Genomic DNA, 25277 nt, shown 5'->3' with positions numbered 1-25277 from the left:
GATTGATCCCGATAAACCACTTGTAAGCCAGATTCACCTCAGCTTCCTGAATCATTCGTTCATCCGAGAGGTTGTACAGGAGCTGTAAAAACAGCAAGCGAAACAGCAGTTCCGGCTCGTTTGCCGGCCTGCCGTAATACTTGCAGTAGGAATTCTCCACTAATTCATATACAAATCCGAAATCCACCGCAGCATCGATCTTGCGAAGCAGATGGTCTTTCGGCACAAGCCGATATAGCTCCGCATGGAATGACGCGGTTAGTTGTCTGGCTGGCTGCCGCAAAATGGCTCAACTCGCTTCTCTTTTTCTTCCAGTATACAGCAAACCCAGTACCGAAGTGGTACTGGGTTGCTTTTTACAGAAACTGTATTCGTTTTGCAGGGCTCTCCATTACGGGAATCCATTTATCCAATCTCTTCAGCTGTTATTCTTCGGTATCATCCACTGCATCGTCCAGCGGGGCCTCTGTTCCCTCTCCGCCGTCTTCGCCTTGGTCTTCCGTATCTTCATTCTTGTCGGAACGACATACGGTTGCCACGAAGTCATCCTCGCGGATATTGATCAGCTTCACGCCCTGCGTATTCCGGCCCATGGTGGAGATTCCCTCCATGCTCGTACGGATGAGCGTGCCGCTGCTCGTAATGATCATCAAGTCCTCATCGTCCTTAACGACTTTCAAGCTGACGACGGAGCCGTTCTTCTCGGTAACGTTGATCGTCTTGATCCCTTTACCGCCACGGCTTTGCTTACGGTATTCGGAGACCGGCGTCCGTTTGCCGTAGCCTTTGGCCGTCACGATCAGCACGTCCTGATCCGGCACGACAACGTCCATGCCGATCAATTCGTCATTATCGTCCAGCGTGATGCCTTTTACCCCGGTAGCCGCTCTGCCCATGGAGCGAACGTCGCTTTCCGGGAAGCGGATCGACATGCCCTGCGCCGTGCCCATGATCACTTCCTGCTGGCCGTCGGTCAGCTTCACGTCGATCAGGGTATCGTCCTCGCGCAGGTTCACGGCAATCAACCCGCCTTTGCGGATGTTGATGTAATCTTCGATCGGCGTCTTCTTGACGACCCCTTGCCGAGTAGCAAAGAACAAATATTTATCGTCATCGAAACGCTCGACCTCGATCACCGCATTAACCGTCTCACCCTGTTCGATTTGAATCAGGTTGATGATCGGCGTCCCCCGAGCCGTACGGCCGAGCTCCGGAATCTCGTACGCCTTGAGCCGGTACGCTTTGCCGCGGTCGGTGAAGAACATCAGATAATGGTGGGAGTTCGTGACGAACAGATGCTCCACGAAGTCATTATCCTTGGTATCCATCCCGACGACGCCGCGCCCGCCGCGTTTCTGGCTGCGGTAGGTCGTGACCGGCAAACGTTTGATATAACCGGTATGCGTAATGGTGATGACGACCTCTTCTTGAGGAATCAGGTCTTCGTCAAGAATGCTTTCCTCGCCGACCGTAATTTCCGTCCGGCGCGGATCGGCAAATCGATCGCGGATTTCCTGAAGCTCTTCTCCAATGATCTTGAGCACGAGCGATTCGTTGGCCAAAATCTCGCGGTATTCGGCGATCTTAAGCATCAGTTCGTTATATTCGCCTTCGATCTTCTCGCGTTCCAAACCGGTCAACCGGCGGAGTCTCATATCGAGGATCGCCTGGGCCTGCTCGAAGCTCAACCCGAATCGGGACATCAGCCCCTCGCGTGCCTCCTCGTCGGAGTTCGAGGCGCGGATCAGGGCGATGACCTCGTCGATATGATCCAAAGCGATCCGCAAACCTTCCAGGATATGCGCGCGCGCTTCGGCTTTTTTCAAATCGAATTCCGTACGCCGGCGTACAACTTCCACCTGGTGCTGCAGATAATGGCTAAGCACCTCTTTGAGGGTCAGGATCTTCGGTTCATTGTTTACGATCGCCAGCATATTGATGCCAAACGAGCTTTGCAGCGCCGTGTGTTTGTACAGATTGTTCAGCACCACGTTCGGATTGACGTCGCGGCGCAGCTCGATGACCACGCGCATCCCGTTGCGGTCCGACTCGTCCCGCAGGTCGGTGATGCCGTCGATTCTTTTCTCCCGCACCAATTCGGCGATTTTCTCAACCAGACGGGCTTTGTTCACCTGATAAGGAAGCTCATCCACGATGATGCGCGCCTTGTTGTTGTGCTCCTCGATGGTCGTTTTCGCGCGCATCGTAATCGAGCCGCGGCCCGTCGTGTAAGCCTGCCGGATTCCGGAACGGCCAAGAATGTAACCTGCCGTCGGGAAGTCCGGACCTTTAATGTAATCCATCAATTCCAAGGATGAAATGTCCGGGTTCTCGATTAAAGCGTGAACCCCATCGATCACTTCGCCCAGGTTATGCGGCGGAATATTGGTCGCCATCCCGACCGCGATCCCCGAAACCCCGTTGACCAGCAGATTCGGAAAACGCGCCGGAAGCACGACGGGCTCCTGCTCTTCGCCGTCATAGTTGGGCATGAAATCGATCGTCTCTTTATTAATGTCGCGCAGCATTTCCATCGCGATTTTGGATAACCGTGCTTCGGTATAACGCATGGCTGCCGCCATATCGCCGTCCACCGAACCAAAGTTGCCGTGTCCGTCGACGAGCATGTATCTCATGGAGAAATCCTGAGCCATGCGCACCATCGTTTCATAGACGGCCGAATCCCCGTGGGGATGATATTTGCCTATGACTTCGCCGACGATTCTCGCTGATTTCTTGAACGGCTTGTCCGGGTGCATCCCTAGCTCCGACATCGCATACAGGATACGGCGATGCACCGGCTTCAGACCATCACGCACATCCGGCAACGCACGGCTGACAATAATGCTCATGGCATAATCCATAAAGGATTCGCGCATTTCCACATTAATGTCCCGATCTACGATTTGAGAGAATTTTTCTTCCGCCATGCTGGACCTCCTTCAATATCTATCCACGTGCCTTCGTATGGGAAAAGCCCGAAAAACCGCCACTTTTATTATATTACTTTCACAAATTAAGCTCAATTAAACATGACTGGTTTCGAGCACACGATCCATATAGACAGCAAAAAATAGGGATGTGTCCACTCCCATCGAAACGTACGTTCATACACTACGGATATAGGCATTTTCTTTTAAACGCTGAAAAACTTATAAAATCACCATATCTTCTTATTATACCATTGTTTATCTCTTCTGTCCTATGTTTTTCGCAGTGATGGGCATGACAGGCCAAGACCGCTCAAAGAAAGGAAGGGAATCGATTTGACGATTCAACGTATTGCGAGCAAGTGGGAGAAAACGAAAGCGATTCGCCTAAAGAAATCCCTTCGTCCGTATATTCCGGATACGCGAAAATACGCCTTCGAGCACCTTCGGGATATGCTGGAAGCGTACGGATATGTCTTCGTCAAACCGGATCAAGGAACTTACGGAAACGGGGTCATGAGCGTGGAGCATTGGATCGACGAGCTCGCTCCTGGCAGTCCGCCCCAGTATAAGCTGAGGTACGGGATCGAATCCGCATTGTTCCCGACGATAGAGGAGCTGCATGCGGCATTGACGGCAAGAATCGGTCCGAAACCCTATTTGATTCAAAAGGGCATCCATCTGTTGACGTACCGCCGCCGCAAATTCGATATCCGCGCCCTGGTGCAGCAAACGCCGCAGAGAACCTGGGAGACGACCGGATTCATCGGCCGGGTCGCGGCGCAGCAGAAGGTAATCACCAACTATCATGGCGGCGGCAACGTGATGCTGATCGAAGATTTGCTAGGGCCTTATATGACTCCCAAAGAGTTCGCCGAAAAATACAAAGAGATGAAGTCAGTTGGCGTTCAAGTCGCCGCCCAAATGGCTCGGCGGTATCCCAAGATCAAGGAGATCGGCCTCGATATCGCCATCGACGAGCAGCATCAAATCTGGATATTGGAAGTGAACACGCTGCCCGCCCTGTTTCCCTTTAAGCTGCTTCATCCGAAAGAGGTATATAAGAAGATCCGCCGCTATGCCGTCGCCTACGGGCGTTTAAAAGCAAAATCCTCCAAATAGGCGAAAGGCTGTTCCAAGTCTGCCGGTGTCTACCGGATCAGTTTCGAACAGCCTTTCTTCATGCGCTCATTTAGCTTCAGCATCGTCCATCTTGATCGCGATGACGCTGCCTGTGCAGGACGTGATGCGGATTTCCCCGTGGAACGTATCCACGGTCACGGGCAAGCTTTTGGCCAAGAGCGGCACGTTCCCGCCGCCACCAAGTTCATTATCCATGCCTCCGGGATCGCGGACCGGCTCGCCATAGACGGCGGCGATCAACCAGTGCCGTCCCAGCGCGAGGTGTCCGCGCAGCGTCGGAATCACCGTTTGCGGGTGCAGAACATTGGTATTTGCCTGCGGGTAAATCAACTCCGACCGGTCGTAACCCAACAGATTGACGACGGCGCATTTGCCGTTCCGATTGGAAACGCCGACCCCGCCCTCCGGCAAGGTTAGATGCGCTTCGGCCCCAGGATCGCCCAGCCCCAAAGCGAAACCGCCCTCGGCGGCATCCAGCTCACGCTCCGTCGCGATCCGGTGAATGCGCACATGCCACGGCAACGCGGCGACCAGCCACGTCCGGACGCATACGTCACGCCAGGGCTTCCACCGGGCATATAGCACGTTGTCCTCGATCCGCGTCTCCTCGTTGCGGCGGCGAACCCGGTACAGATTGTCGCCTTCGCTCAACGCCAGCATGGAATCGAAGGCGCCTTGCCCCAGCCCCCACTCCCCTCGCGGGACGCTAAAGCCAAATGCGGTCGAGTATACGAACTTTTCGTATTTGGCCGAGGTATGCGTATGTTCGTTCGAGTAGGGATGGCCGGCGTTGAACGCGGCAGTGTGCCCCGTCTCGGCCTGCCGGCAAACGACGAGATGCGGCGGCCGTTGCACGGAGAAGGGCGCAGCCTCGGGCAGCGGCTCCTCCTCCGCTTGCCAGAAGGGGTGACCCTCCGGGAAAGCGAGCGGAAGGAACGTTTTGAATGCCCAATAGGGCGAGCCCGGGGCATTGTAGTTCTCGGCCATCACCAGGTTGGGGTAAGTGTAACCTACCGTCAGAAGGCCCCCCGCGTCCAGGATCGGCTGCCGGAACCACCAGCGCAAATGGCGCATCACCACCCCTTTGACGATCCCCGGCGACAGTACGGGTACCTCGGCATAGGCGAGCGCGCACCAGAATGCCGCTTGGGCGAAACGGTATGTCAAGCTTCGCCCATAAGGAAGCGCGGCGCCGTTCGGGCCGAACCAATGGATGAAGTCCCCGGCAAACCGCGCCGCGCGCTCCTTAAAACGATCGGCGCGCTCCGGATCCTCGTCCCCCATTAGCTTGGCGTACAGCAAGCCGCAGTAATGAAAAGCAAGCGGCACGTAATAATCGCTGTGTCCGCCCGCCCCGTCGCTGTACCATCCGTCCTCCAGATAGAACCCGTCGATCCGGTCAAGATTGCGTTCTACCTGCGCTGCGTCATAGGGAAGGCCGGCTTTACGGAAGCCAAGATTCACGAGGATGTGAAAAAACAACCAATTGCAGTCGTGGCAGGGACGACGATTGATCTGATTCAGCCACTCGTACAGACGGCTTCGTTCCCGTTCCGTCAGCGGCTCCCATATACGTTCCGGGATCAGCGCCAATGCCAGCCCGAATACGGCCATCTCAACCAGCCGCTGGTCATAGTCGTTCACTTCGCCCCAATATTCCGCGTGTCCGGGATCGGTGCCGTGGCGAATTCCCTCCAGGCAGATATCCCATAACGAGTCCTCTCCGCCGCCGGCAAGAAAGGGCACCATCCCCCACAACACGCGGGAAAATCCCTCAAGCCCCGCGACGCTTGCCGGGTGTCCGGCGCCCGCGCCGGTCAGCTCCAGGCGGGCGCGCCCTTCGCTGTAATGGCCCTTGAGCGGCCCGCCGAGCTGCAGGAACGCATCCTGCAAGTCCCGCCGGGTGATCAGGGGATTCCGGCGTAAGGCCTTGGCAACCGATGTTTTTATCGATGGTGTCCCATAATCTGACGCCCTTACGCATGCGGCCTCCGAATGAACCGATTCCGATTCCGTCATATCCCACGCTCCTCTTCGGCCCGCCGGGCCTATTCCCAGTAGAACGGCCCTTTGCCGCGCAGGCGGGCCAGGCCCTCCACGAAGAAGAAATCGCCGTAAATCAGCGGGACATCGATGTTCTGCCCGTTGGGATAATGGCTTGTGCCGTGCAGGATCAGTCCTTCTTCGTTTTCGTTGTCCCAGCTTCCGTAGCCGCGGTATAACGACTCGAGGATGCGGACGGCCGAATCGCGATAACCGGGAGCCTCCAAACGATCGACCTGATCGGCCAGCAGCAGAAGGCCGCTGGCAGCGCAAGCCCCCGCCGACGAATCGCGGAAATGACGGATATCCAGCGGCGCCCGGAAATCCCAATACGGCACATGGTCCTCCGGCAACTGGGACAGGAAAAAATGGGCCACCCGTTTGGCTCCGTCCAGAAAGGCCTGTTTGCGCGTATGGTGATAGGCCAGCGTCAACCCGTAAACCGCCCAGGCCGTGCCTCGGGACCAAGCGGATTCCGGCGCATGTCCCTGCCCGCCGATGCCTTCCGCAAATTCGCCCGTTTCCGGATCGAAACGGACGATATGGTAGACCGAACCGTCGGGGCGGACGAAGTACTCCAGCACGGTGTCCATATGGGCCTCTGCGATATGGCGGTAACGGGGATCGCCCGTTTCGGCGGACGCCCAAAACAGCAGCGACATGTTCATGCAGCAATCAATGATCGCCACGCCGGCATTGTCGTCTTTTTCGCTCCAGGGATTCCATGCCCGGATATACCGGCCCTTCAGGTTAAAGCGCGCCGCCAAATAGTTGGCCGCCTTCAGCGCGCGGATGCGTGACGCCTCCTTGCCCTGCAGCTTATACGAAGCCACGCTTGTCAACAACCACATGAAGCCCAAATCGTGATCGAGACGGGTATATCCGTCCAATACCCCATCCAGCGTCTCTTCGCATTGCTCGGCTAACGTCTTTAAATGCTCGTCTCGGCTGTCGTTGTACAACAGCCACAACAAGCCCGGCCAGAACCCCGCCGTCCACCAGGCCGGCTCTGCGAGCTCATAGATGCCCTTCTGGCTGGCATGAGGAAACCCGGCCCCGATTCGCAAGCTATTGCGCCGCGTTTTTTGCAGCGCCTTCTCCCATGCTTCGTCTACCCAGCTCAATGTATCCGCCGTTGTCATGTTACCGGTCACCGTCCGTTTCTTCGTAATGGTTGATCTCCGCCTGCGCGGAGCCGTCAGACAAATTCAAACTTGAGCCGTACCCGTTCCGATCGCTCCGGCCGCTTTACGAGAAAATCCAGGGCATACCAACGCTCCGGCACGCCGTAATGATTCGTGAACATCCGCGGCTGCACGGCCGGCTCCAGCTTGAGCGCATCATAAGCGACCCTCAGTCTGCACCCGGCGCCTCCGCCTTGACCGTTCAACCAAATCTCCCCATGTGGCCCAAGCTGCGGCGGTATCAGCGTAATGATCCTTTCCGTCAGCGACTCCGGCGGCTCGGCAAACCGGAAGACGTCCGTCAACTCCAGCGACGGCAGCTCGGTTATGCTCCAGTCGAGCGACCGGGTAAACGTCTCAAGCCCGGCCCTACGGTCATACGCCCGGGTCAGGTCAAGCCGCAGCGCATCCCTTGCTTCGCCGGTGACCGCCTCAAGGACGACCGCCCGATGCTCCTCACCCGCCGCCTGATGGCGGCCGTTGACGATCGGCACCGCATGGCCCTGCGAGCCGTTGCAGTCATATCCGTACCGGCCGGCGCCGAAATAATCGGCGGTGTATTCCCCGCTGCCCAGATCGGCGACAAAGGCCTCCCCGCCGGCCGCGACGATAAACTGGCCCAGATCGTTATGGTTGTGCGGCTCGGCGTTATGGCCGCCTTTGGCGGCGAAGCCAAACATGACGGCCCGGCTGCGATGACGGGATATCAGCCACTGGGCGTCGGGCAAATAATAACCGGCCGCCCTCCATTCCCGTACCGGCTCCCGCCGTTCGGCCCACGACTCGCTTCTCCAGATCAGATTGCGGAAAGCCGGGGCCCAGCGGCTGCAGTGATCGGCGCGGTAGTCGGCCCGCAGCGATGTCGGCGGAGCTTCCACGTTCGCATATCGGCGGGCCAGATAATGCGACAACCCTAAATGCACGCGGCTGCGCGGAACCGTATCGGAGAAGCTGGCGGCCAAATCGCCGCCCAAGTAGCTTTTTTGCTGGAATTCGGCGATGCGCCGGACCCGGTCCTCCGCGAACCAGTCGAGTTCCCCCCGGGTGCGACGGTCAAGCAAATCGGCAAAATAAGTGAAGTAACCGAAGCCGTAATTCCAGTAGCCGAGCCCCTCAATACAACCCCCATCCTCGCCGAAACCGCGCAGATAACAGGCCAAGCTGGCTTGTACCCGGCCGATCACGTCGGTCAGCTTCTCCTCGTCCCGCAGCTGTATCAAGGCGGCGGCCCCGATGGATCCGCTGCAAACCGCTGACCAGTTGTGCTCCGCCGCCTCCCAGAAATACGGCCCGCCTTCAAGAAACGGCTTGAACAGACGCCGGTCCACCTCCGTCCCGATGCGGTGACGCAGCATCGCAGGCAATCGATCGCCCAGCAGCAAACCGATTTCGCTCAAGGCAAATCCGGTTTCCGCCGCAAACAAATCGATCGCCTGACTGTGCGACTCCGGCTCTCCCGCGTCCAGATGCGCCGGAAGGCACCAGGTGTACTCGTCGCAAACGGACCAGAGGATCTCGTGCAGCGCCGCCTCCGCCTCTTCGTCTTCCGGCTCCAGCATAGCCAGCAAAGCGAAGGTGTTCAATCTTCTCCTCCGCTCGAAATACACCCGTTCGTATTCCAGCCGCGAGCCTCGCTTTCCGAAAATCGCAAACAGTGAATAGGTCAACGGCGGAATCGTCGCTGGAAGCAGCCGTTCCCCTTCCGCCCGGATTTCCGCCAGCTCTTCCGCGTAGTCTTCCGACTCCCGCACGCCCCTCCAAAACGCTTCCTGATCTCCGTCCGGATAATACAGCTCCAAATCGGCCGGAATCATGCGCTGGACGACCGCAAGCCTTTCATTGCGCTCCATTCTCCTCCCGCCTTCCCTAGGCGCGTACCCGCCTTATCTTCGGTATTCTGCCGGAGTGACGCCGGCATAGCCCTTAAACGTTTTGATAAAATAGCTCTGATTCTCGTAACCCAGCATTTCGCCGATCTCCCGGGCGTTCAGCTTCGTGCCGTCCAGCAGTTCCTTGGCCCGCTCCATCTTTTGCCGGGTGATGTATTCGATCAAGGTCGTTCCCGTTTCTTTCTTGAACAGCCGGCTGAAATAACTCGGGTTCAAATGGAGATGGGTCGCAACTTCGTCGAGACTGATCCGGGAATGGAGATGGAGCGAGACGTATCTGAACGCCTCGGCAATTTCCGTCCGGCGGCTCGCGCCGGAATCGGCCGACGTCAGAGCGCCTATCCGCCGCAGATGCCCAACCAGCCAAACGCGCAAGTCGGACAAGGCGTCGATATCGACCAACTCCTTATGCAGCGAATCGGCCGAATAAGCCGGGCGCACCGAGTGCAGCGCATGCAGCTTCAGCTTCAGGTCAAGCAGCAGCTTCAACGTCCAGTCCTTCACGAGCTCGGGCGGGTATTGCTCCTGGCCGATCATGGCCATCCATTTCTCCGCGGTCTCCTCCGCAAAAGACGGTTGATTTCCGAGCAATGCTTCCCGCAGCTCATTGTTAGCTTGATCGTAGCAGGCGAACAGATGGGGCTTCAGCTCTTCCCCGCCGCAGGCCAAGCCCGGTTCAAGCCGGGCGATCGTCCCCGGCTCCAGGTAAAACCTTTGCGCATTCGCCTCCAGCAGCCGATTCAGCGTCAGCTTTAGGAATTCGGGCCGATCGCAACCCGTTCCGAGCACAAAGGACATGCGTATTTTCAATACCTGCAGCAAGGTGGCTTGAATTTTCTCCAGCCAAACGGTCACGTCATCGCCGATATTACGCTTCAAGGAAGGCGTATACGAGAACAGCAATATCGCCGTCTTCGCATTATATCTGGCGTGCAATCCCTGCGACTCTAACTCGCTCCAAACCTCGTCCAGCACGTTGCCGATGGCGAAATGCAGCGTTTGCTCCGAAGCGAAACGGTGTTTGACCGTCTGATAGCCTTCCACATAGCCGACCACCGGAACGCACGATTGTCCGGGCAGGAGCACTCCGTATTCCCGTGCTTCCTGAATCCATTGGTCCGCCGAAAACAGCGGTTGCTGAATGAATCCGATCATCATCTGCTCCTTGCGGAGCTCGCTGGCCTCCCCCGCCCGTCGCCGTAGCCGCGATTCTTCCCAGCCGCTTTGCGCTTCCTCGTCCATATTGTCCTTGAAACGGCGGAGCAGCGCCTCGACATCCTCCGGATTCAGCGTATCCTTCAGTAAATAATCCTGCACATGCAGCCGCATCGCTTGCTGGGCAAACTCGAATTCGTTATGGCACGACAAAATTGCGATCCGCACGCGGGGAGACAACCGGCGAATGCGGGCGGACAGCTCCAGACCATCCATCCGCGACATGCCGATATCCGTGATCAGAATATCCGGCAGCTCGAGCTGCGCCTGCTCCCACGCGCTTTGCCCGTTCTCGTACGCCCCCATCAGCCGCAGCCCGAGTCCATCCCAAGGGATCGTCTCCGACAACAGCTGGGTCACGGGATAATCATCATCCACGAGCATGACGTTATACATCATCCGCCTCCCCTTTCGGCTTAGGAATATGCATCTCGACCGTCGTTCCGGATTCCGGCGCGCTGCGTATTTCCACGTGGAACAGTTCTCCGAACCGTAAACGCATCCGCTCCATGACATTATGCAGGCCCATGCCGGAAAAATGCCCCTTCGGCGGGTTCTCCACCTCCCGCAGCGGGGTACCGCTCATTTTCCCCACGGCGGCTTCGAGTTGGGCCGCTTCCATGCCGGCACCGTTATCCGCTACGGTCAGCTTCACTCCCGCCTGCTCGATTACGGCGGTAATCCTGATTTCCCCAGCCTGCTGATGCAACCCGTGGATCAAGGCGTTCTCCACCAGCGGCTGCAGGAACAAGCGGGGAACCCGAACCAGGAACGCTTCCGGCGCGATGTCCAGGATCAAGCTCACCTCCTGCTTCTGGCGCATATTCATCAAGCGGACGTAATGCGAAATGAGCTCGATTTCCTCATGCAGGGCGATGTCGTCCTCCTCCCGGCTGATCGTCATCCGCAGCAACGTGGACAAGGAGCCGATCATTCGGCCGCTCTCTTGATCCCCTTGTTTCATCACCTTCATGCGAATCGAGTTCAGCACGTTGAACAGGAAATGAGGGTTGATTTGCGCCTGCAGCATCCTCAGCTCCGCCGTCCGCTTGCGGGCTTGAGTCGCGGAGACCTCGGCGATCATTTCCTTGACCCGGTCGAGCATCTGATCGAACAATAAACCAAGCCGGCCGATTTCGTCGTTGCCGTTCACCCCGGAACGGACGTCAAGATGGCCCCGCTGGACCGCCGACGTGACCTTGCCCAGACGTACCAGCGGTTTTGTAAACGTTCTCACCAAAATGATCAGCATGATCATGAACACGATGAAAGAAACGATCTGAAACAAGAAAACGCGGTTGAAAATCGAACTGATATCGACCGTCGCCTCTTGGTAAGGCTGCAGCAAAATCAGCCGCCACCCGTTGAAGGGGATGGTCCGCTCGGCGAGCAGCATCTTCTTCCCGTCCTGGCGGAGGATAGCGGACGATTCGCCCCCCGACGCACCCACAGACCACTCGCTGGGAAAAACCGAACCGATGCGTTCTCCCCGAGGCTCCGAGACGATCCTGCCCTCTTCGTCGACCAGCAGCACCTCCTGCCCCGCCGTCAGCTCGCTAAAAATGCCGCTGATTTGATCCTCCATCACCGTCACGACGACATAGCCGTAAATATCCGAGTTGGCCAGCCGCAGCGTTCGCGCCACCGAAACCTGGTACGGATGGTCGAACTTGTCGTAGCGGAATTTCGTCGGCTCCGCCAAGGTCCAATACGAGTCCAGTCCCCGCAAGTCTTTCAACCGCCCGAACCAAGGCTCCTGCAGCAAATCGCGCGGATTGTAATCGCTTACGGAATAATTCATGAAATACGACCCGTCCGTGAGCAGCACCGTCACGTAGCTTTTGTCGCCCAGCACGGTCAAGCTGTCGAGCTGCTCCAGCACGCGGTTGGCCTCGGTAAATTTCCGGTAAGGGTCCGCTTCCTTGTGACCCGAGGCGACCAGCTTGAAATACGTGTTTAATCCGGCGTTCACCTGAATATAGTTCGCGACGTTCAGCATGTTTTTCAACATATGGCTGACGGAACCGCCCACCAGCTCCAGCGAATTTTCGGCATTGTCGATGGCCTGCTGCTTAACGGCTTTTTGCGTCAACGCATGATAGACGTTTAAGGTAAAGGCGGCAGGAACAAGAATACAGACGACCGCGGCCAAAATCAGCTTGGTTCGGATTGACCGGGGCATATAACGGCTGAACCGCTTGACCATTTCACCTCTCCCCTAGCGAAAAAGAGGGACGAAATCGTCCCCTTTTTGGATCATTTTACCACTTATTTTTTGTTGGATTCAATAATTTGCGCCACGCGCTCCTGACTATTTTTAATCGTCGCCTCAATGTCCTGGTTGCCCAAGATCAGTTTCTCGTATTCCTCGTTGATCGCCTTATACACTTCGGCCTGATAGGAGGACGGCGGGATGATCGCCGACGCCTTGGACACCATCAGGGTGTTCACCAGCGAATCCTTGTCGACCTTCTCCGGTTTTTTCGTACCCGCCAGAATGGTATCGATGATCCCGGCGATCTCCTCGCTTTTGACGCCGTTCCATGCCGGAATGTTCTTACCTTGGATGATCTGGCCCTCCGTCGTGTACCAGCGGACGAATTGATAGGCCTCTTCCTTATGCTTCGATTTCGCGGCGACGGCGACGTAGTCGGTCGTTACCGGGGTCAGCCCGGTTTCATCCTCCGGATTGTTTTTCGGGAACGGCGCAACGGCCACGTTGAAATTCAAAGGCACCTTGTCGGTCCCGCCGATCTCCGTATTCATCCAGCTGCCGATCGTCAACATGCTGGCCGATTCGTTGAAGAACTGCGTACGATAAGCTAACTTTTGCGAGATCATATCGGTATATGGAACCGAGGAGCCGTCTTCCTTCTCCATGCGGAGGCGCAGCTCCAGCGTTTTGCGAAAATTCGGGTCATCCATATTGGAGGAACCGTCTGCTTTAAGAAAATCGGCATTTTGCGGTTGGTTCAGCATCATCAGCTTGACGTATTCCATCCATCCCCCCGCTTGCGGGCCGTGAAAATATGTCCCGTACCGTTTGTTCGCGCCTTCTCCCATCGTCAACTGCTTGGCGTAATCGGCGTATTCATCCCAGGTCCAATCGGATGGCACCGCGAGACCGGCTTCCTCCAGATGGTTTTTGTTAAGCAGGACGTACCAAGGATTGAATTTACCTGGAAGCGCATACACTTTGCCGTCCAAATGAGTGTCGACCTTGTAATCGGCCTCCACGGTGTAGCCGTCCTTGGCGATGAATTCATCGAGCGGCTCGGCCATGCCTAACGCCACCCGCTGCGCATAACCCGCGGCATCGCTGAACATGAGAATGTCCATCTGGGCGGAGGAGGCGGCTTCGAGATCCAGCTTCTTGGACGCTTCCTGGGTATCGCCCTTTTCGCTCAGCTGCACTAGCTCGATCGTCACGCCCGGGTTCGCTTCCTCGTAGGCCTGCAGCGTATGCTTCCAGTTATAGGCCTCCTCGGTCCCGTAGGTGTACAAGCGAAGATTCACCGGGTTTGAGCCGTCGCCGGTTGTCTCCCCTTCCCCGGTTTGCGGCGCCGCCGCTTCATTTCCTCCCCCGTTGTTCACGGCCGCGTTGTTCCCGTTGCCGCCTCCGCAGCCGGCCAACAGTCCGATCAGGAGCATCGAAGCCAGCAGCACCGGCCAATACCCTCTTTTGGATACGTTCATCTTGCATAACCCTCCTTATGAAATCGTTTATGGACACTCCGGGACGAACGGGGCTCTTGAAGAACAACCGCTATGCGCGGTCCGCCTCCTTGGAAAGAACGTCGATCGACGCTCTTCTTATCCTTTTACGCCGCCGAGAGCAATTCCTTCGATCACGCTTTTTTGCCCGATGATGAAGATGATCAGGAGCGGGAAAATCGCCGACACCGCCCCAGCCATGATCAGGGAATAAAACTCGCCGCTCATGGAGGTGAATTTCTGCATCGCCAGCGGCAGGGTAAACCATTTGTCGGTCCGCAGGAAAATCAGCGGATTCTGGTAATCGTTCCACGTCCAGATAAACCGCAGGATGGCGTACGTCGCCACCGCCGGTTTGACCAGGGGCAGCCCGATGGAACGGAAGATGCGGAAATGCCCGGCGCCGTCGATTTTGGCCGACTCGATGTAATCCTGATGCACGCCCATGAAAAACTGCCGGAGCATAAACGTGCCTAACACGCTGAAGCTGCTGATGATGATCAAGCCGAGATGGCTGTCAAACAAGCCGATGTTGCGGTACAAAATAAATTGCGGCACCAGGATCGCCTGGCTCGGAATCATGTAGGTGGCCAGCACGATCAGGAACAGTCCCTGGCTGGCGGCGAATTTGATTTTCGAGAAGCCGTAAGCCGCGAGGCTGGAGATCAGGCTGGAAATGAACGTCGTCGCCAGGCTGACCTTGATCGAGTTCCAGTAATACACGTAAAACGGATATTGACCGAACCAAACCTCCCGGTAGTTCTCGATGGCGTTCCAGGTCCGGGGAATCCACTGGATCGGGTACGTGAACACCTCGGTTTCGATTTTGAACGACGTCATCAGCATCCAGAAGAAAGGAAGCAGGAACAGGAGGCTCGCGGCAAACATCAAGAGCGTAATGACCGCACGCGGCCAGCGGATTCGGGAATAGGCGTTCATCGGGGCTTTCTCCTTTTCTCAGTAGTTCACCCATTTTTTCTGGGCAATCCATTGGATAAACGTGATCAGCATGACGAGGCCGAACAGGACGGTCGCGATCGACGAGGCATACCCGACCTTCAGATTCACGAAAGCCGTATCGTACAGATACCATACCATCATGGTCGTCGAACCGATGGGTCCCCCTTGGGTCAGCACGGCGATGATGTCGAATACTTTGAATGTGGAAATAATCCCCGTTACGAGCAGGAAAAAAGACGTCGGCGACAGCAGCGGAAACGTAATCCGGCGGAATTTCACCCAACCGTTCGCGCCGTCGATCTCGGCCGCTTCGTACAGATCCCGCGGGATCGATTGCAGCCCGGCGAGATAAATGATCATGTTGAAGCCGATCGAAATCCAAATCGTGATCATCATGATCGATACCAACGCAAAGTTCGGATCAGCGATCCATTTCGGCGGATCGGCGATGCCGATCGTTTTGAGCAGTTCGTTGATCGGTCCGTACGAAGGCTGGAACAGCACCTGCCAGACCACGGCGACGGCAACGATGTTGGAGATGTAAGGCATGAAGTACGCGACCTTGAAATACCCTTTGAGGTAAACGTAGCGGTCGATGAGGATGGCCAGCACCATGGAGATCAGCATATAGGCAGGCACGGTCAGCAGGAAAATCAAATTGTTACGAAGCGAACGGAGGAACATGGAATCCTGCAGCAGCTTCTCAAAATTGCCAAAACCGATAAAACGGATGCCGTCCCAGCCCTGCACGAAATTCCAGTCGGCAAACCCAAGCACCAGCGTGGCGATGATCGGCAGCAGGACGAGCACGGACACCCCGATCAGCATCGGACCGACGAACAACAGTCCGGCCAGCGTCTCGCTGCGCTGCAAAGACTTCATCCTCCGCCGGCTTAGGGCGGGCGGCCGTTCCGCCATCGTTTGGGCAGGCTCAGCCATGGAAATCACCTCGATCTCGTAGAAAGTGGTTGTTGTCCCTTCGAGTATATAAAAAAATACCGTCACCCCGGTGACGGTATATTGATCAACTTCACGCTAATTTTGACTTTTTTTAAAGGTAGTTCAAAAAATCATCTTTCGATCACGAAGCTATTCATGGAAGGTTATCCGACGTCGAATCTTGAATTCAGCCGGGCCTTCCGTTGCTCACGTAGATCTGTCTACGCTCCGCTACTCATGCCCTAGCTTCATCCAACCTTCTCGGTGCTCCAAACCTGACTTTTTGAACCTTCATTGAAACGGTAGTTCAAAAAATCATCTTTCGATCACGAAGCTATTCATGGAAGGTTATCCGACGTCGAATCTTGAATTCAGCCGGGCCTTCCGTTGCTCACGTAGATCTGTCTACGCTCCGCTACTCATGCCCTAGCTTCATCCAACCTTCTCGGTGCTTCAAACCTGACTTTTTGAACGCATACTTTGCACTTTTAGATATCGAGGTTCTTCACGTATTTGGCATGCTCGTGAATGAAGTCGCGCCGCGGCTCGACGTTGTCGCCCATCAGCGTATCGAAGATCGCGTCGGCCTGAATCGCGTCGGAAATCGAGACCTGCTGCATCGTGCGGCTTTCCGGGTCCATCGTCGTTTCCCACAGCTGTTCGGCATTCATCTCGCCCAAACCTTTGTAACGCTGGATGTTTAATTTGACGCCTTCGCCGAATTCGGCGATGATTTCGTCGCGCTCTTTCTCGGATCCGGCATAACGCACCACTTTGTTGCGTTCGATTTTGAACAGCGGCGGCTGCGCGATATAAACGAATCCCGCTTCGATGATCTTGCGCATGTAGCGGAAAAAGAACGTCAGCAGCAGCGTGCGGATATGCGCACCGTCGACGTCGGCATCGGTCATGATGATCACTTTATGGTACCGCGCTCTCGCAATGTCGAACTCTTCCCCGATCCCGGTCCCGAGGGCCGTAATGATCGCCCGGATCTCAGCGTTGCCGAGAATGCGGTCGAGCCGCGCCTTCTCGACGTTCAGGATCTTACCGCGCAGCGGCAAAATCGCCTGGAAATGGCGATCCCGTCCCTGCTTCGCCGATCCGCCCGCCGAGTCGCCTTCGACGATGTACAGTTCGCTGATCGAGGCGTCCTTGGATGAGCAGTCGGCCAGCTTGCCCGGCAAGGCGCTGACTTCCAGCGCACTCTTGCGCCGCGTCAGCTCGCGCGCTTTACGGGCCGCTTCCCGTGCCCGCGAGGCCTGCAGCGATTTCTCCAGAATGCGCCGGGATACCGACGGATTCTCCTCCATGAACTCCTGCAGCTTCTCGGCGAACAGCGACTCCACGATCCCGCGCACTTCGCTGTTGCCGAGCTTGGTTTTCGTTTGGCCTTCGAACTGAGGTTCGGGTATTTTCACGGAAATGATCGCCGTCAAGCCTTCTCGCACGTCATCCCCGGTCAGGTTCGAATCGTTTTCTTTGATCATGCTGTTCTTCCGGGCATAATCGTTGATGATCCGGGTCAACGCGCTTTTGAAGCCCGACTCGTGCGTTCCGCCTTCATGCGTATGAATGTTGTTGGCGAACGAAAAAATATTCTCCGTATAGCTGTCGTTATACTGCAGCGAAACTTCGACCTGGATCATGTCGCGCTGCCCTTCCACGTAAATCGGCTCCTCATGAAGCGCTTCCCGGTTATGGTTCAGGAACTTCACGTATTCCAGAATGCCGCCTTCGTAGTGGAACGATTCGCTGGTATCGGTACGTTCATCAGTCAAAGAAATGTTGATTCCCTTATTTAAAAAAGCCAGCTCCCGAATCCGCGTTAATAGCGTATTGTAATCGAACACGGTCGTTTCCGTAAAAATTTCCGGGTCCGGATAAAATCTCGTTTTGGTCCCCGTCTCCGTGGTATCACCAATGAGGCGCACGTCGTATTGAGGCGTGCCGCGATGATATTCCTGTTGATAAATATGCCCATCCCGCTTGACTTCCACGACCACTTTCGTCGACAAAGCGTTTACAACCGAAACGCCGACGCCGTGCAGACCGCCGGACACTTTATATCCGCCGCCGCCGAATTTCCCCCCCGCATGAAGCACAGTCATCACGACTTCAAGCGTCGATTTCTGCAGCTTTTCATTCATCCCGACCGGAATCCCCCGGCCGTTATCAATGACCGTGACGCTGTTATCCTGATGAACGATGACATCGATTTTGTTCGCATAGCCGGCCAGCGCTTCGTCGATACTATTGTCTACGACTTCCCATACCAGGTGATGCAGACCGCGGGCGCTGGTCGAACCGATATACATACCGGGCCGTTTCCGTACCGCTTCCAGGCCTTCAAGCACCTGAATATTACTCTCGTCATATGTTTGTTCGTTCATTGACAATGCCTTCACCTACTTCTTTAGAATCAAACTATCCAAGATGACGCTATATGAAATGGCTACACCGCCAGAATCACGTTGGCTTTCTTCTTCAACGTCGCGGAGGATATGGGCGAGTAATAAATCTCGTTTTGGGTCACGACGATCGACTTGGCTTCCTCTTCGCCGATCCGAACCACGTTTTTCTCCTCCAGCGCATGACTGATGAACTGCTTGGATATTTTCGAAGATTTCTCGATCGTTATATCGAAGATCGCGATCAATTCCGAAGAGAGAATCACCTTTTCTCCGCCCAAATGAATATACATCTTATCCCTCCGCCCTATCCTTGGACTTGTCCTTCCTGAACATGAAAAATGCTGGCGTCCTGTAGCCGGCTCGCATTGATGCTTTCGATCCCCGTAGCCGTTATGAACGTCTGCACTTTGCTCTGAAACGTTTCGATCAATTGGGTTTGGCGGTACGGATCCAGTTCGGATAACACGTCGTCCAGCAGCAAAATCGGATATTCTCCGATTTCTTCGTGGATCAGCTCGATTTCCGCCAATTTTAACGATAAAGCCGTCGTCCGCTGCTGTCCCTGGGAACCGTACACCTGGGCTTCATTCCCGTTGATATAAAAAGACATATCATCGCGATGCGGTCCGCTCAGCGTCATGCCACGGCGGATTTCCTGATCTTTCATTTGTGATAACTTTATCATAAATTGCTGTAATAAGACAGCTTCATCTTCCTCATCGGCATTGCCGAAGGAGGGAAGATAGGTCAATTTCAGCTTTTCGCCGCCTCCGGTGATGCCTTCGTGAATCTGCTCCGCCCATTTTTGCAGTTTTCTTATGAATTGTTTCCTTTTTTTGATTATTTTAACACCGTGCTCCACCAGCTGTTCATTCCAAATATCCAGCATGGTCGTAAGCTCGGGACCTGCGCCCCAAGCCTGCTTCAGCAAATTGTTGCGCTGGATCAGCACCTTCTGATACTGCTGGAGATGATAGAGATAGCTGGGCTGCACCTGTCCGATCTCCATGTCAAGGAACCGGCGCCGTACCCCGGGAGTTCCCTTGACGATTTCCAAATCCTCCGGAGCGAACATCACGACGTTCAACGCCCCGATGAAATCGCTCAGCTTGCGCTGCTCCAGTCCGTTCAGCTTCGCCTTCTTGCCTTGCGGCGTCAAGCGCAGCTCCAGTTGCACCTTGCCGTACTTCTTCTCCACCTCCGCCGTCGCCACGGCATGGTCGCTGCCGAACGAAATCAGCTCTTTGTCTTTACCGGTCCGGTGCGATTTCGTCAGCGCCAGTACGAACAAAGCCTCCAGCAGATTCGTTTTTCCTTGGGCATTCCGCCCGATAATCAGGTTCACCGCGCCAAAAGAGTCCAGGGAGAGCGTGCCATAATTCCGGTAGTGCTGCAGCGATAATTGATTCACGAACACGATTAGTTATCCCCCTCGTTTGCCGTCGGCCTTCGCGGATTCAAGCGGACGGGCAGCGCCTCAGGGAGCTTGCTCTCCGGCCACTTGAAAGGATCCGCAGCCTTCCACCTCGACGATATCGCCCGGATACAGCTTACGTCCCCGGCGTTCCTCAGGCTCGCGATTCACCTTCACCGCGCCTTCCTGCAGGATGGCCTTGGCCATGCCGCCGGTCGACACGCAATCCGCCAGCTTCAAAAATGAATCTAGTTTAATATATTCGCTTGAAATGGAAATTATCTTCATCGTTTCCTGATTTTCCTTTCAGGTTAGGTTAGTTGGTAGTGCGGTAAGGCAAAATCAAATACAGGCTCTGACTGTCGTCCACCGGCTTGATGATGATCGGGCTCATCGCCCCCGTGAATCCGAGGTGAAGCTGCTCGCTTTCCACGACTTTAAGCACGTCCAGCATGTACTTCGAGTTGAAGGAGATGCGCAGCGGGTCGCCCGTAAACTGGGCCACTTCCAGCTGCTCGGTCACCTTGCCGAGCTCGGAGGAGCTGGAAGAGATTTCGATCGTGCCGTCCTCCAGCGTCTGCAGCCGCACGATATTCGTCTTTTCCTCGCGGGACAGCAAATAAGCGCGGTCGATCGAATCGCTTAATTTTTTGGTGTCCAGGACGAGTTCTGTTTTGTAGGTGGTCGGAATAATCTTGGAAGTATCCGGATAAGTCCCGTCGAGAATGCGGGTATAGAACAAAACGCGGTCGATCTTGAACAACACCTGGTTGTCGGCCACGACAATTTCAACGCGCGTATTTTGGTCGGGAATGATTTTGCTGAGCTCGTTCAGCGTTTTCCCGGCAATGACGATGTTGCTGAAGCGAACGCCCTCGGCGTCGTCCAAACCGGCGATGCGGCTGGCCAAGCGATGGCGGTCGGTTGCGACGAATTTGAATTGGTTATCGGTCAGGTTCCACAAGACCCCGGTCAGAATCGGCGAGGTTTCGTTGCTGGAAATCGAAAATACCGTTTGGCGGATCATGTTTTTCAGCAAATCGCCCGGAATCGAAATGACCTGGTTCTCTTCGATGCTGGGCAGCACCGGGAATTCTTCGGGATCGAGCCCCACCATTTGAATATCGGTCGAGCCGGAACGGATCAAGGTTTGGAATCCTTCCTGCACCTCCATCTCGATTTCCGAAGAAGGCAGCTTCTTAATGATCTCGACAAAAAACTTCGCCGGAAGTACGACGCTGCCCGGACGTTCCACTTGCACGATTTGTTTATTCTGATCCTCGGCCGGAATGAAGGCCTGAATGGAGATGTCGGTGTCGCTGGCCGTTAAGGTCATGCCTTGAAAATTGACGTCCAGTTTAATCCCGGTCAAAATCGGGATCGTCGTCCGGCTGGAAATGGCCTTGGATACGTGTTGGATCGATTCGTTGAGGTCATGTTTCAAAATACGAATTTTCATAAATTCAACTCCTAAACGTTTTATGAAGCTTCAAGGCAACTCCAGTCATAAAACCTGCCCTTGAAGCATAAGCTTGTTTTATGTATCGGAAAATAGGTCTTGAGCTTAATCCCCGGTTAGGAAAAGCGCCGCCGATTCGAGGCCGGAAAACAGGCTGCTCATCCGCCGTATTGTGAAGATGTATATATCTTAATATATTTAGAAGAAGTAGTAGGGGCCCTGAATATGTGGATAACAACAGAATAAATATGAAATGAAGCCTATCCACATGTGCATATCATGTGCATAGGCTTATCCCTTATTCAGGTCGCACTCTTTATCTTTTCGGTTATATTGTTCACGATTTTGAATAGCTCCTGATCGTTCTTGAGCTGCTGGGTGATTTTCTCATGCGCATGGATGACCGTCGTATGGTCGCGCCCCCCAAACGCATCGCCGATCTTCGGCAGCGAGAAATCGGTTAACTCCCTGGCCAGATACATGGCGATTTGCCGCGGGAAGGCGATTGCTTTGGTCCGTTTGCGCGCCTTGAAGTCGTCCAGCTTCAAATTGTAATAATCGCCGACCCTCTGCTGTATGTCCTGGATCGTGATCATTTTCGGCCGGCTGGAGGGGATTATGTCCTTCAGCGCTTCGGCGGCCAGATGGGTGGTGATATCCTGATTGATCAGCGAGGAGTAGGCGACCACGCGAATCAATGCGCCTTCTAGTTCACGGATGTTCGTATCGATCTGATTGGCGATATACATCATCGCTTCGTTCGGAATATCGAGGTTCTCGGCCTTGGCTTTCTTGCGCAAAATCGCGATCCGGGTCTCTAGATCCGGCGGCTGGATATCGGTGATCAGGCCCCATTCGAACCTTGATCGCAGGCGTTCTTCCAGCGTTGGAATTTCCTTCGGCGGCCGGTCGCTGGAGATGATGATTTGCTTGCGCTCTTCGTGGAGCGCGTTAAACGTGTGGAAAAATTCCTCCTGGGTCGACTCCTTGCCCGCCAGGAACTGAATATCGTCGATCAGCAAAATATCGATGTTGCGGTATTTGTTGCGGAAGCTTTCCGCGCGGTTGTCCCGGATGGAATTGATGAATTCGTTCGTAAATTTCTCGGAGGAAATGTATACGACTTTGCTGCTGGGGCTATGTTCCAGGATGTAGTGGCCGATCGCATGCATCAGATGCGTCTTGCCGAGTCCCACGCCGCCGTACAGGAATAGCGGATTATAGGCTCTTGCCGGCGCCTCGGCGACCGCCAGGGAAGCGGCATGCGCAAAGCGGTTGCCGGATCCGATGACAAACGTGTCGAACGTATACTTCGGATTAAGCATATGGGAAACGCTTTCCTCGCTTGGGACGGGAGCGGGAGGTTCCTTGTAAACCTGAGCTTGCTCGGGCGGAGCCGACTCTTCGATGACGAAGGAGACGTCGACCTGCTTCCCGATGTATTCGAATACGGTCGTGGCGACCAGCTTGGTGTAGCGGCTCTCCAGCCATTCGACGGCAAAGGTGGTCGGAGCGGAGATCACGATCGCCTGATCGGTCAGAGATACGACCTTGGTCGCTTTAAACCACGTGTCAAAGCTCGGTTTGCTGAGTTTCGTATTGATGATAGATAAAATATGTTGCCATATTTCCGAAGTATGGCTGTCCACAGACTGTCACTCCTTTTAAATCTTCCAATTGTGGCTTAAGCCATGCAGAAAGAAGTCGAAAAAACATAAAGAAAGGGGAGTTTTATCCCCATTGTCAAGTAAAGTATAATCATTATAAACAGGTAAGGAATCGAATTGTTCACAATGTTATCCACAGGTTGTTGATAAATAAGCGGTTAAACTTAGATATTCACAACGAAAACAATATAATCATAGCAAAAGAAGGCCTATATTTCAATGAGCTCTCTGCTTTTATCCACAAATTCAATAACTTGTGCATAAAATTCATTCACACCACTACATATTGTTTATAATTTGTTTAAAATTCGACAGTGAACTCGAAAATCCCGGAAAAATTATGCACAGGTTGTTACACGCTAGCTCGATAAGCGTTTTATTGTGTCGCTCCGGTAGGCCCACGCACTGTAACGGACTGGAAGGACGTTATTTGCTCATTTCCCGGTTATTTTCTGGTTAAACGGATTCCAAAGCCGTTAATTAGCTCCAAACGAGGTCATTTTTGCAGATTTACAGGGAATAGCGTCTCTTCGGTCCGTTAAAATGTTGGAGCGCCTATTTTTGAGCACTTAACGTCTCTGGAGTCCGTTGGCATGGCGTCATCTGGGTGGTAGGGTCTTGAGACCAATTTCTTGCCGGAGAAAACTTGTGACAGCAACTAAAAACGAGCCTGTTATCCCTGGGGATAACAGGCTCGTTTTTATGGTAACGGGGTATCTCCCGTCCGGAGAGCGGCACAATCAGTCTTCCGTCAGTTGACGTTGGAATTTGGCGATGGCTTCATAGTCCTCTTCCAATTTGCGGGAAATTCGAATATAGATCGGCAGAAGCTGTTTGTAAATCGCCGCATGCTCCGGAATCGGCGCGTGCTGGTAAGTGCCGCCGACCATTTCCTTGACGATGTCGAAGGAATCGATTTCGCCCAGGGCGTACAAGCCAAGCACCACGGCTCCGAGGCAGGAGCTTTCGAAGCTCTCCGGAATGATCACCTGCTGGTCGAAAATATCGGCCATCATCTGCCGCCACAGCGGGGAACGGGCAAAGCCGCCGGTGGCCTGGATTTTGCGGGGACGCCCGATTTGTTCCTCCATTGCCAGCAGCACTGTGTACAGATTGTAAATGACCCCCTCGAGCACCGCGCGGATCATGTGCTCCTTCTTATGGTGCAGCGTCAGCCCGAAGAATGAGCCGCGCGCGTCCGGATTCCACAAGGGGGCCCGTTCGCCGGCCAGATACGGGTGGAACAGCAGTCCGTCCGCGCCCGGACGGACGCGCTCGCCGATTTTGGTCAGCACGTCGTACGGGCTGATCCCGAGCCGTTTCGCCGTTTCCACCTCGGAAGCGGCAAACTCGTCGCGCACCCAGCGGAAAATGACGCCGCCGTTGTTGACCGGCCCCCCGATCACCCAATGCTTATCCGTCAGCGCGTAGCAGAAGATGCGGCCCTTGGGATCGGTTCGCGGCCGGTCGACCACGGTGCGGATCGCGCCGCTGGTGCCGATCGTGACGGCGACGACGCCGGGATCGATGGCATCGACCCCGAGATTGGACAATACGCCGTCGCTTGCGCCTATGACGAATGGGGTGGAGGGGGCGAGCCCCATGTCGTCCGCGTATTGTTGCGCCAGGCCCTGCATGACGTGGGTCGTCGGTACAAGCTTCGACAGGCGCTCCGGCGTAATGCCGGCTGCTTGCAGCGCTTCCTCGTCCCAGTCGAGACGCTCCAGATTCATCAATCCGGTGGCCGACGCGATGGAATAATCGACCACGTATTCCCCGAACAGCTTATGAAAGACGTATTCTTTGATCGAAATGAATTTGCTGGCATTTTGAAAAAGTTCCGCCCGCTCATGGCGCAGCCATAACAGCTTGGTTAGCGGGGACATCGGATGAATCGGCGTCCCGGTGCGCATATAGATATCGTGGCCGCCAAGCTCGTTCTTCAGCTTCTCTGACCATTCCGCGCTCCGGTTGTCCGCCCAGGTGAGACAGCGCATTAGCGGTATGCCTTGCCCGTCCACCGGAATCACGCTGTGCATGGCCGAGCTGAACGAGACGAAGCCGATCTGCGCCGGGGCGATTCCGCTCTCTTTCATCACGCCTCCGATTGCCGCAATCACCGCGGCGAAGATTTCATCGGGGTCCTGCTCGGCGATGGAGGCGGAAGGCGTGTATAGGGGATATTCTTCGTTTGCGGTGGCGACCACGTTGCCGTCCCGCTCGAACAGGACCGCTTTGGTGCTGGTCGTGCCGATGTCCAGGCCAATCATATGCGTCAAGGAATCCATAGCTTACCTTCTCTCTGC

Annotated in this window: 18 protein-coding genes; 1 reads left to right on the top strand and 17 read right to left on the bottom strand. The window is 55.2% G+C overall.

The annotated features are described in order from the left end of the window. Both ACQ4N8_RS19565 and gyrA read right to left on the bottom strand, forming a co-directional pair. The coding region (locus ACQ4N8_RS19565) for a transposase (protein ID WP_430706031.1) at window positions 1-286 on the bottom strand (286 nt) is incomplete at its 3' end. A 139-nt stretch (window positions 287-425) separates the two neighbouring features. Then, the gene (gene gyrA, locus ACQ4N8_RS19560) at window positions 426-2930 is read right to left on the bottom strand and encodes a DNA gyrase subunit A (RefSeq protein WP_430706028.1); all 2505 of its coding nucleotides are present in this window, start codon (window positions 2928-2930) and stop codon (window positions 426-428) included. 336 nt (window positions 2931-3266) lie between these two features. On the opposite strand from gyrA, the gene ACQ4N8_RS19555 reads away from it, so the two are divergent. Continuing rightward, on the top strand, window positions 3267-4052 hold the full coding sequence (locus tag ACQ4N8_RS19555; RefSeq protein WP_430706027.1) for a YheC/YheD family protein: 786 nt from the start codon (window positions 3267-3269) through the stop codon (window positions 4050-4052). A gap of 66 nt (window positions 4053-4118) precedes the next feature. Here the strand turns inward: ACQ4N8_RS19555 and ACQ4N8_RS19550 are convergent, their stop codons facing one another. The 15 genes from ACQ4N8_RS19550 to gntK form a co-directional block, all read right to left on the bottom strand. Further along, entirely contained in the window at window positions 4119-6092 is a 1974-nt protein-coding gene (locus tag ACQ4N8_RS19550; protein ID WP_430706026.1) for a DUF2264 domain-containing protein, read from the bottom strand. A gap of 29 nt (window positions 6093-6121) precedes the next feature. Beyond that, window positions 6122-7258 (bottom strand): glycoside hydrolase family 88 protein, encoded by a 1137-nt coding sequence (locus tag ACQ4N8_RS19545; RefSeq protein WP_430706025.1) that lies wholly within the window; start codon window positions 7256-7258, stop codon window positions 6122-6124. A 56-nt stretch (window positions 7259-7314) separates the two neighbouring features. Further along, entirely contained in the window at window positions 7315-9150 is a 1836-nt protein-coding gene (locus tag ACQ4N8_RS19540) for a hypothetical protein (RefSeq protein ID WP_430706024.1), read from the bottom strand. Window positions 9151-9183: 33 nt separating this feature from the next. After that, window positions 9184-10800 carry a response regulator transcription factor gene (locus ACQ4N8_RS19535; protein WP_430706023.1) on the bottom strand — a complete coding sequence of 539 codons (1617 nt, stop codon included), beginning with the start codon at window positions 10798-10800 and terminating at the stop codon, window positions 9184-9186. Continuing rightward, entirely contained in the window at window positions 10793-12610 is a 1818-nt protein-coding gene (locus ACQ4N8_RS19530; protein ID WP_430706022.1) for a cache domain-containing sensor histidine kinase, read from the bottom strand. The genes ACQ4N8_RS19535 and ACQ4N8_RS19530 overlap by 8 nt, the downstream gene beginning before the upstream one ends. 62 nt (window positions 12611-12672) lie before the next feature. Then, window positions 12673-14100 (bottom strand): extracellular solute-binding protein, encoded by a 1428-nt coding sequence (locus ACQ4N8_RS19525; protein WP_430706021.1) that lies wholly within the window; start codon window positions 14098-14100, stop codon window positions 12673-12675. A gap of 117 nt (window positions 14101-14217) precedes the next feature. Continuing rightward, the gene (locus ACQ4N8_RS19520; RefSeq protein ID WP_430706020.1) at window positions 14218-15057 is read right to left on the bottom strand and encodes a carbohydrate ABC transporter permease; all 840 of its coding nucleotides are present in this window, start codon (window positions 15055-15057) and stop codon (window positions 14218-14220) included. An 18-nt stretch (window positions 15058-15075) separates the two neighbouring features. Next, the gene (locus ACQ4N8_RS19515; protein WP_430706019.1) at window positions 15076-16017 is read right to left on the bottom strand and encodes a carbohydrate ABC transporter permease; all 942 of its coding nucleotides are present in this window, start codon (window positions 16015-16017) and stop codon (window positions 15076-15078) included. Between the two features lie 488 nt (window positions 16018-16505). After that, window positions 16506-18410 carry a DNA topoisomerase (ATP-hydrolyzing) subunit B gene (gene gyrB, locus ACQ4N8_RS19510; RefSeq protein ID WP_430706018.1) on the bottom strand — a complete coding sequence of 635 codons (1905 nt, stop codon included), beginning with the start codon at window positions 18408-18410 and terminating at the stop codon, window positions 16506-16508. Between the two features lie 62 nt (window positions 18411-18472). Continuing rightward, on the bottom strand, window positions 18473-18721 hold the full coding sequence (remB, locus tag ACQ4N8_RS19505) for an extracellular matrix regulator RemB (protein WP_430706017.1): 249 nt from the start codon (window positions 18719-18721) through the stop codon (window positions 18473-18475). A gap of 14 nt (window positions 18722-18735) precedes the next feature. After that, the gene (gene recF / locus ACQ4N8_RS19500; RefSeq protein ID WP_430706016.1) at window positions 18736-19848 is read right to left on the bottom strand and encodes a DNA replication/repair protein RecF; all 1113 of its coding nucleotides are present in this window, start codon (window positions 19846-19848) and stop codon (window positions 18736-18738) included. 60 nt (window positions 19849-19908) lie between these two features. Continuing rightward, window positions 19909-20133 (bottom strand): S4 domain-containing protein YaaA, encoded by a 225-nt coding sequence (gene yaaA / locus ACQ4N8_RS19495; protein ID WP_248553972.1) that lies wholly within the window; start codon window positions 20131-20133, stop codon window positions 19909-19911. 28 nt (window positions 20134-20161) lie between these two features. After that, a complete protein-coding gene (gene dnaN, locus ACQ4N8_RS19490) occupies window positions 20162-21304 on the bottom strand; it encodes a DNA polymerase III subunit beta (RefSeq protein WP_430706015.1) in 1143 nt (380 codons plus the stop codon). A 302-nt stretch (window positions 21305-21606) separates the two neighbouring features. Next, entirely contained in the window at window positions 21607-22953 is a 1347-nt protein-coding gene (gene dnaA, locus ACQ4N8_RS19485) for a chromosomal replication initiator protein DnaA (protein WP_430706014.1), read from the bottom strand. Between the two features lie 758 nt (window positions 22954-23711). After that, window positions 23712-25259 carry a gluconokinase gene (gntK, locus tag ACQ4N8_RS19480; RefSeq protein WP_430706013.1) on the bottom strand — a complete coding sequence of 516 codons (1548 nt, stop codon included), beginning with the start codon at window positions 25257-25259 and terminating at the stop codon, window positions 23712-23714. Window positions 25260-25277 lie beyond the last annotated feature (18 nt).

The organism is Paenibacillus macerans, assembly GCF_050565405.1.
Lineage (GTDB): Bacteria > Bacillota > Bacilli > Paenibacillales > Paenibacillaceae > Fontibacillus > Fontibacillus macerans_B.
Note: the sequence above shows the minus strand (reverse complement) of the source record. Positions and strands in the feature narration are given on the sequence as shown.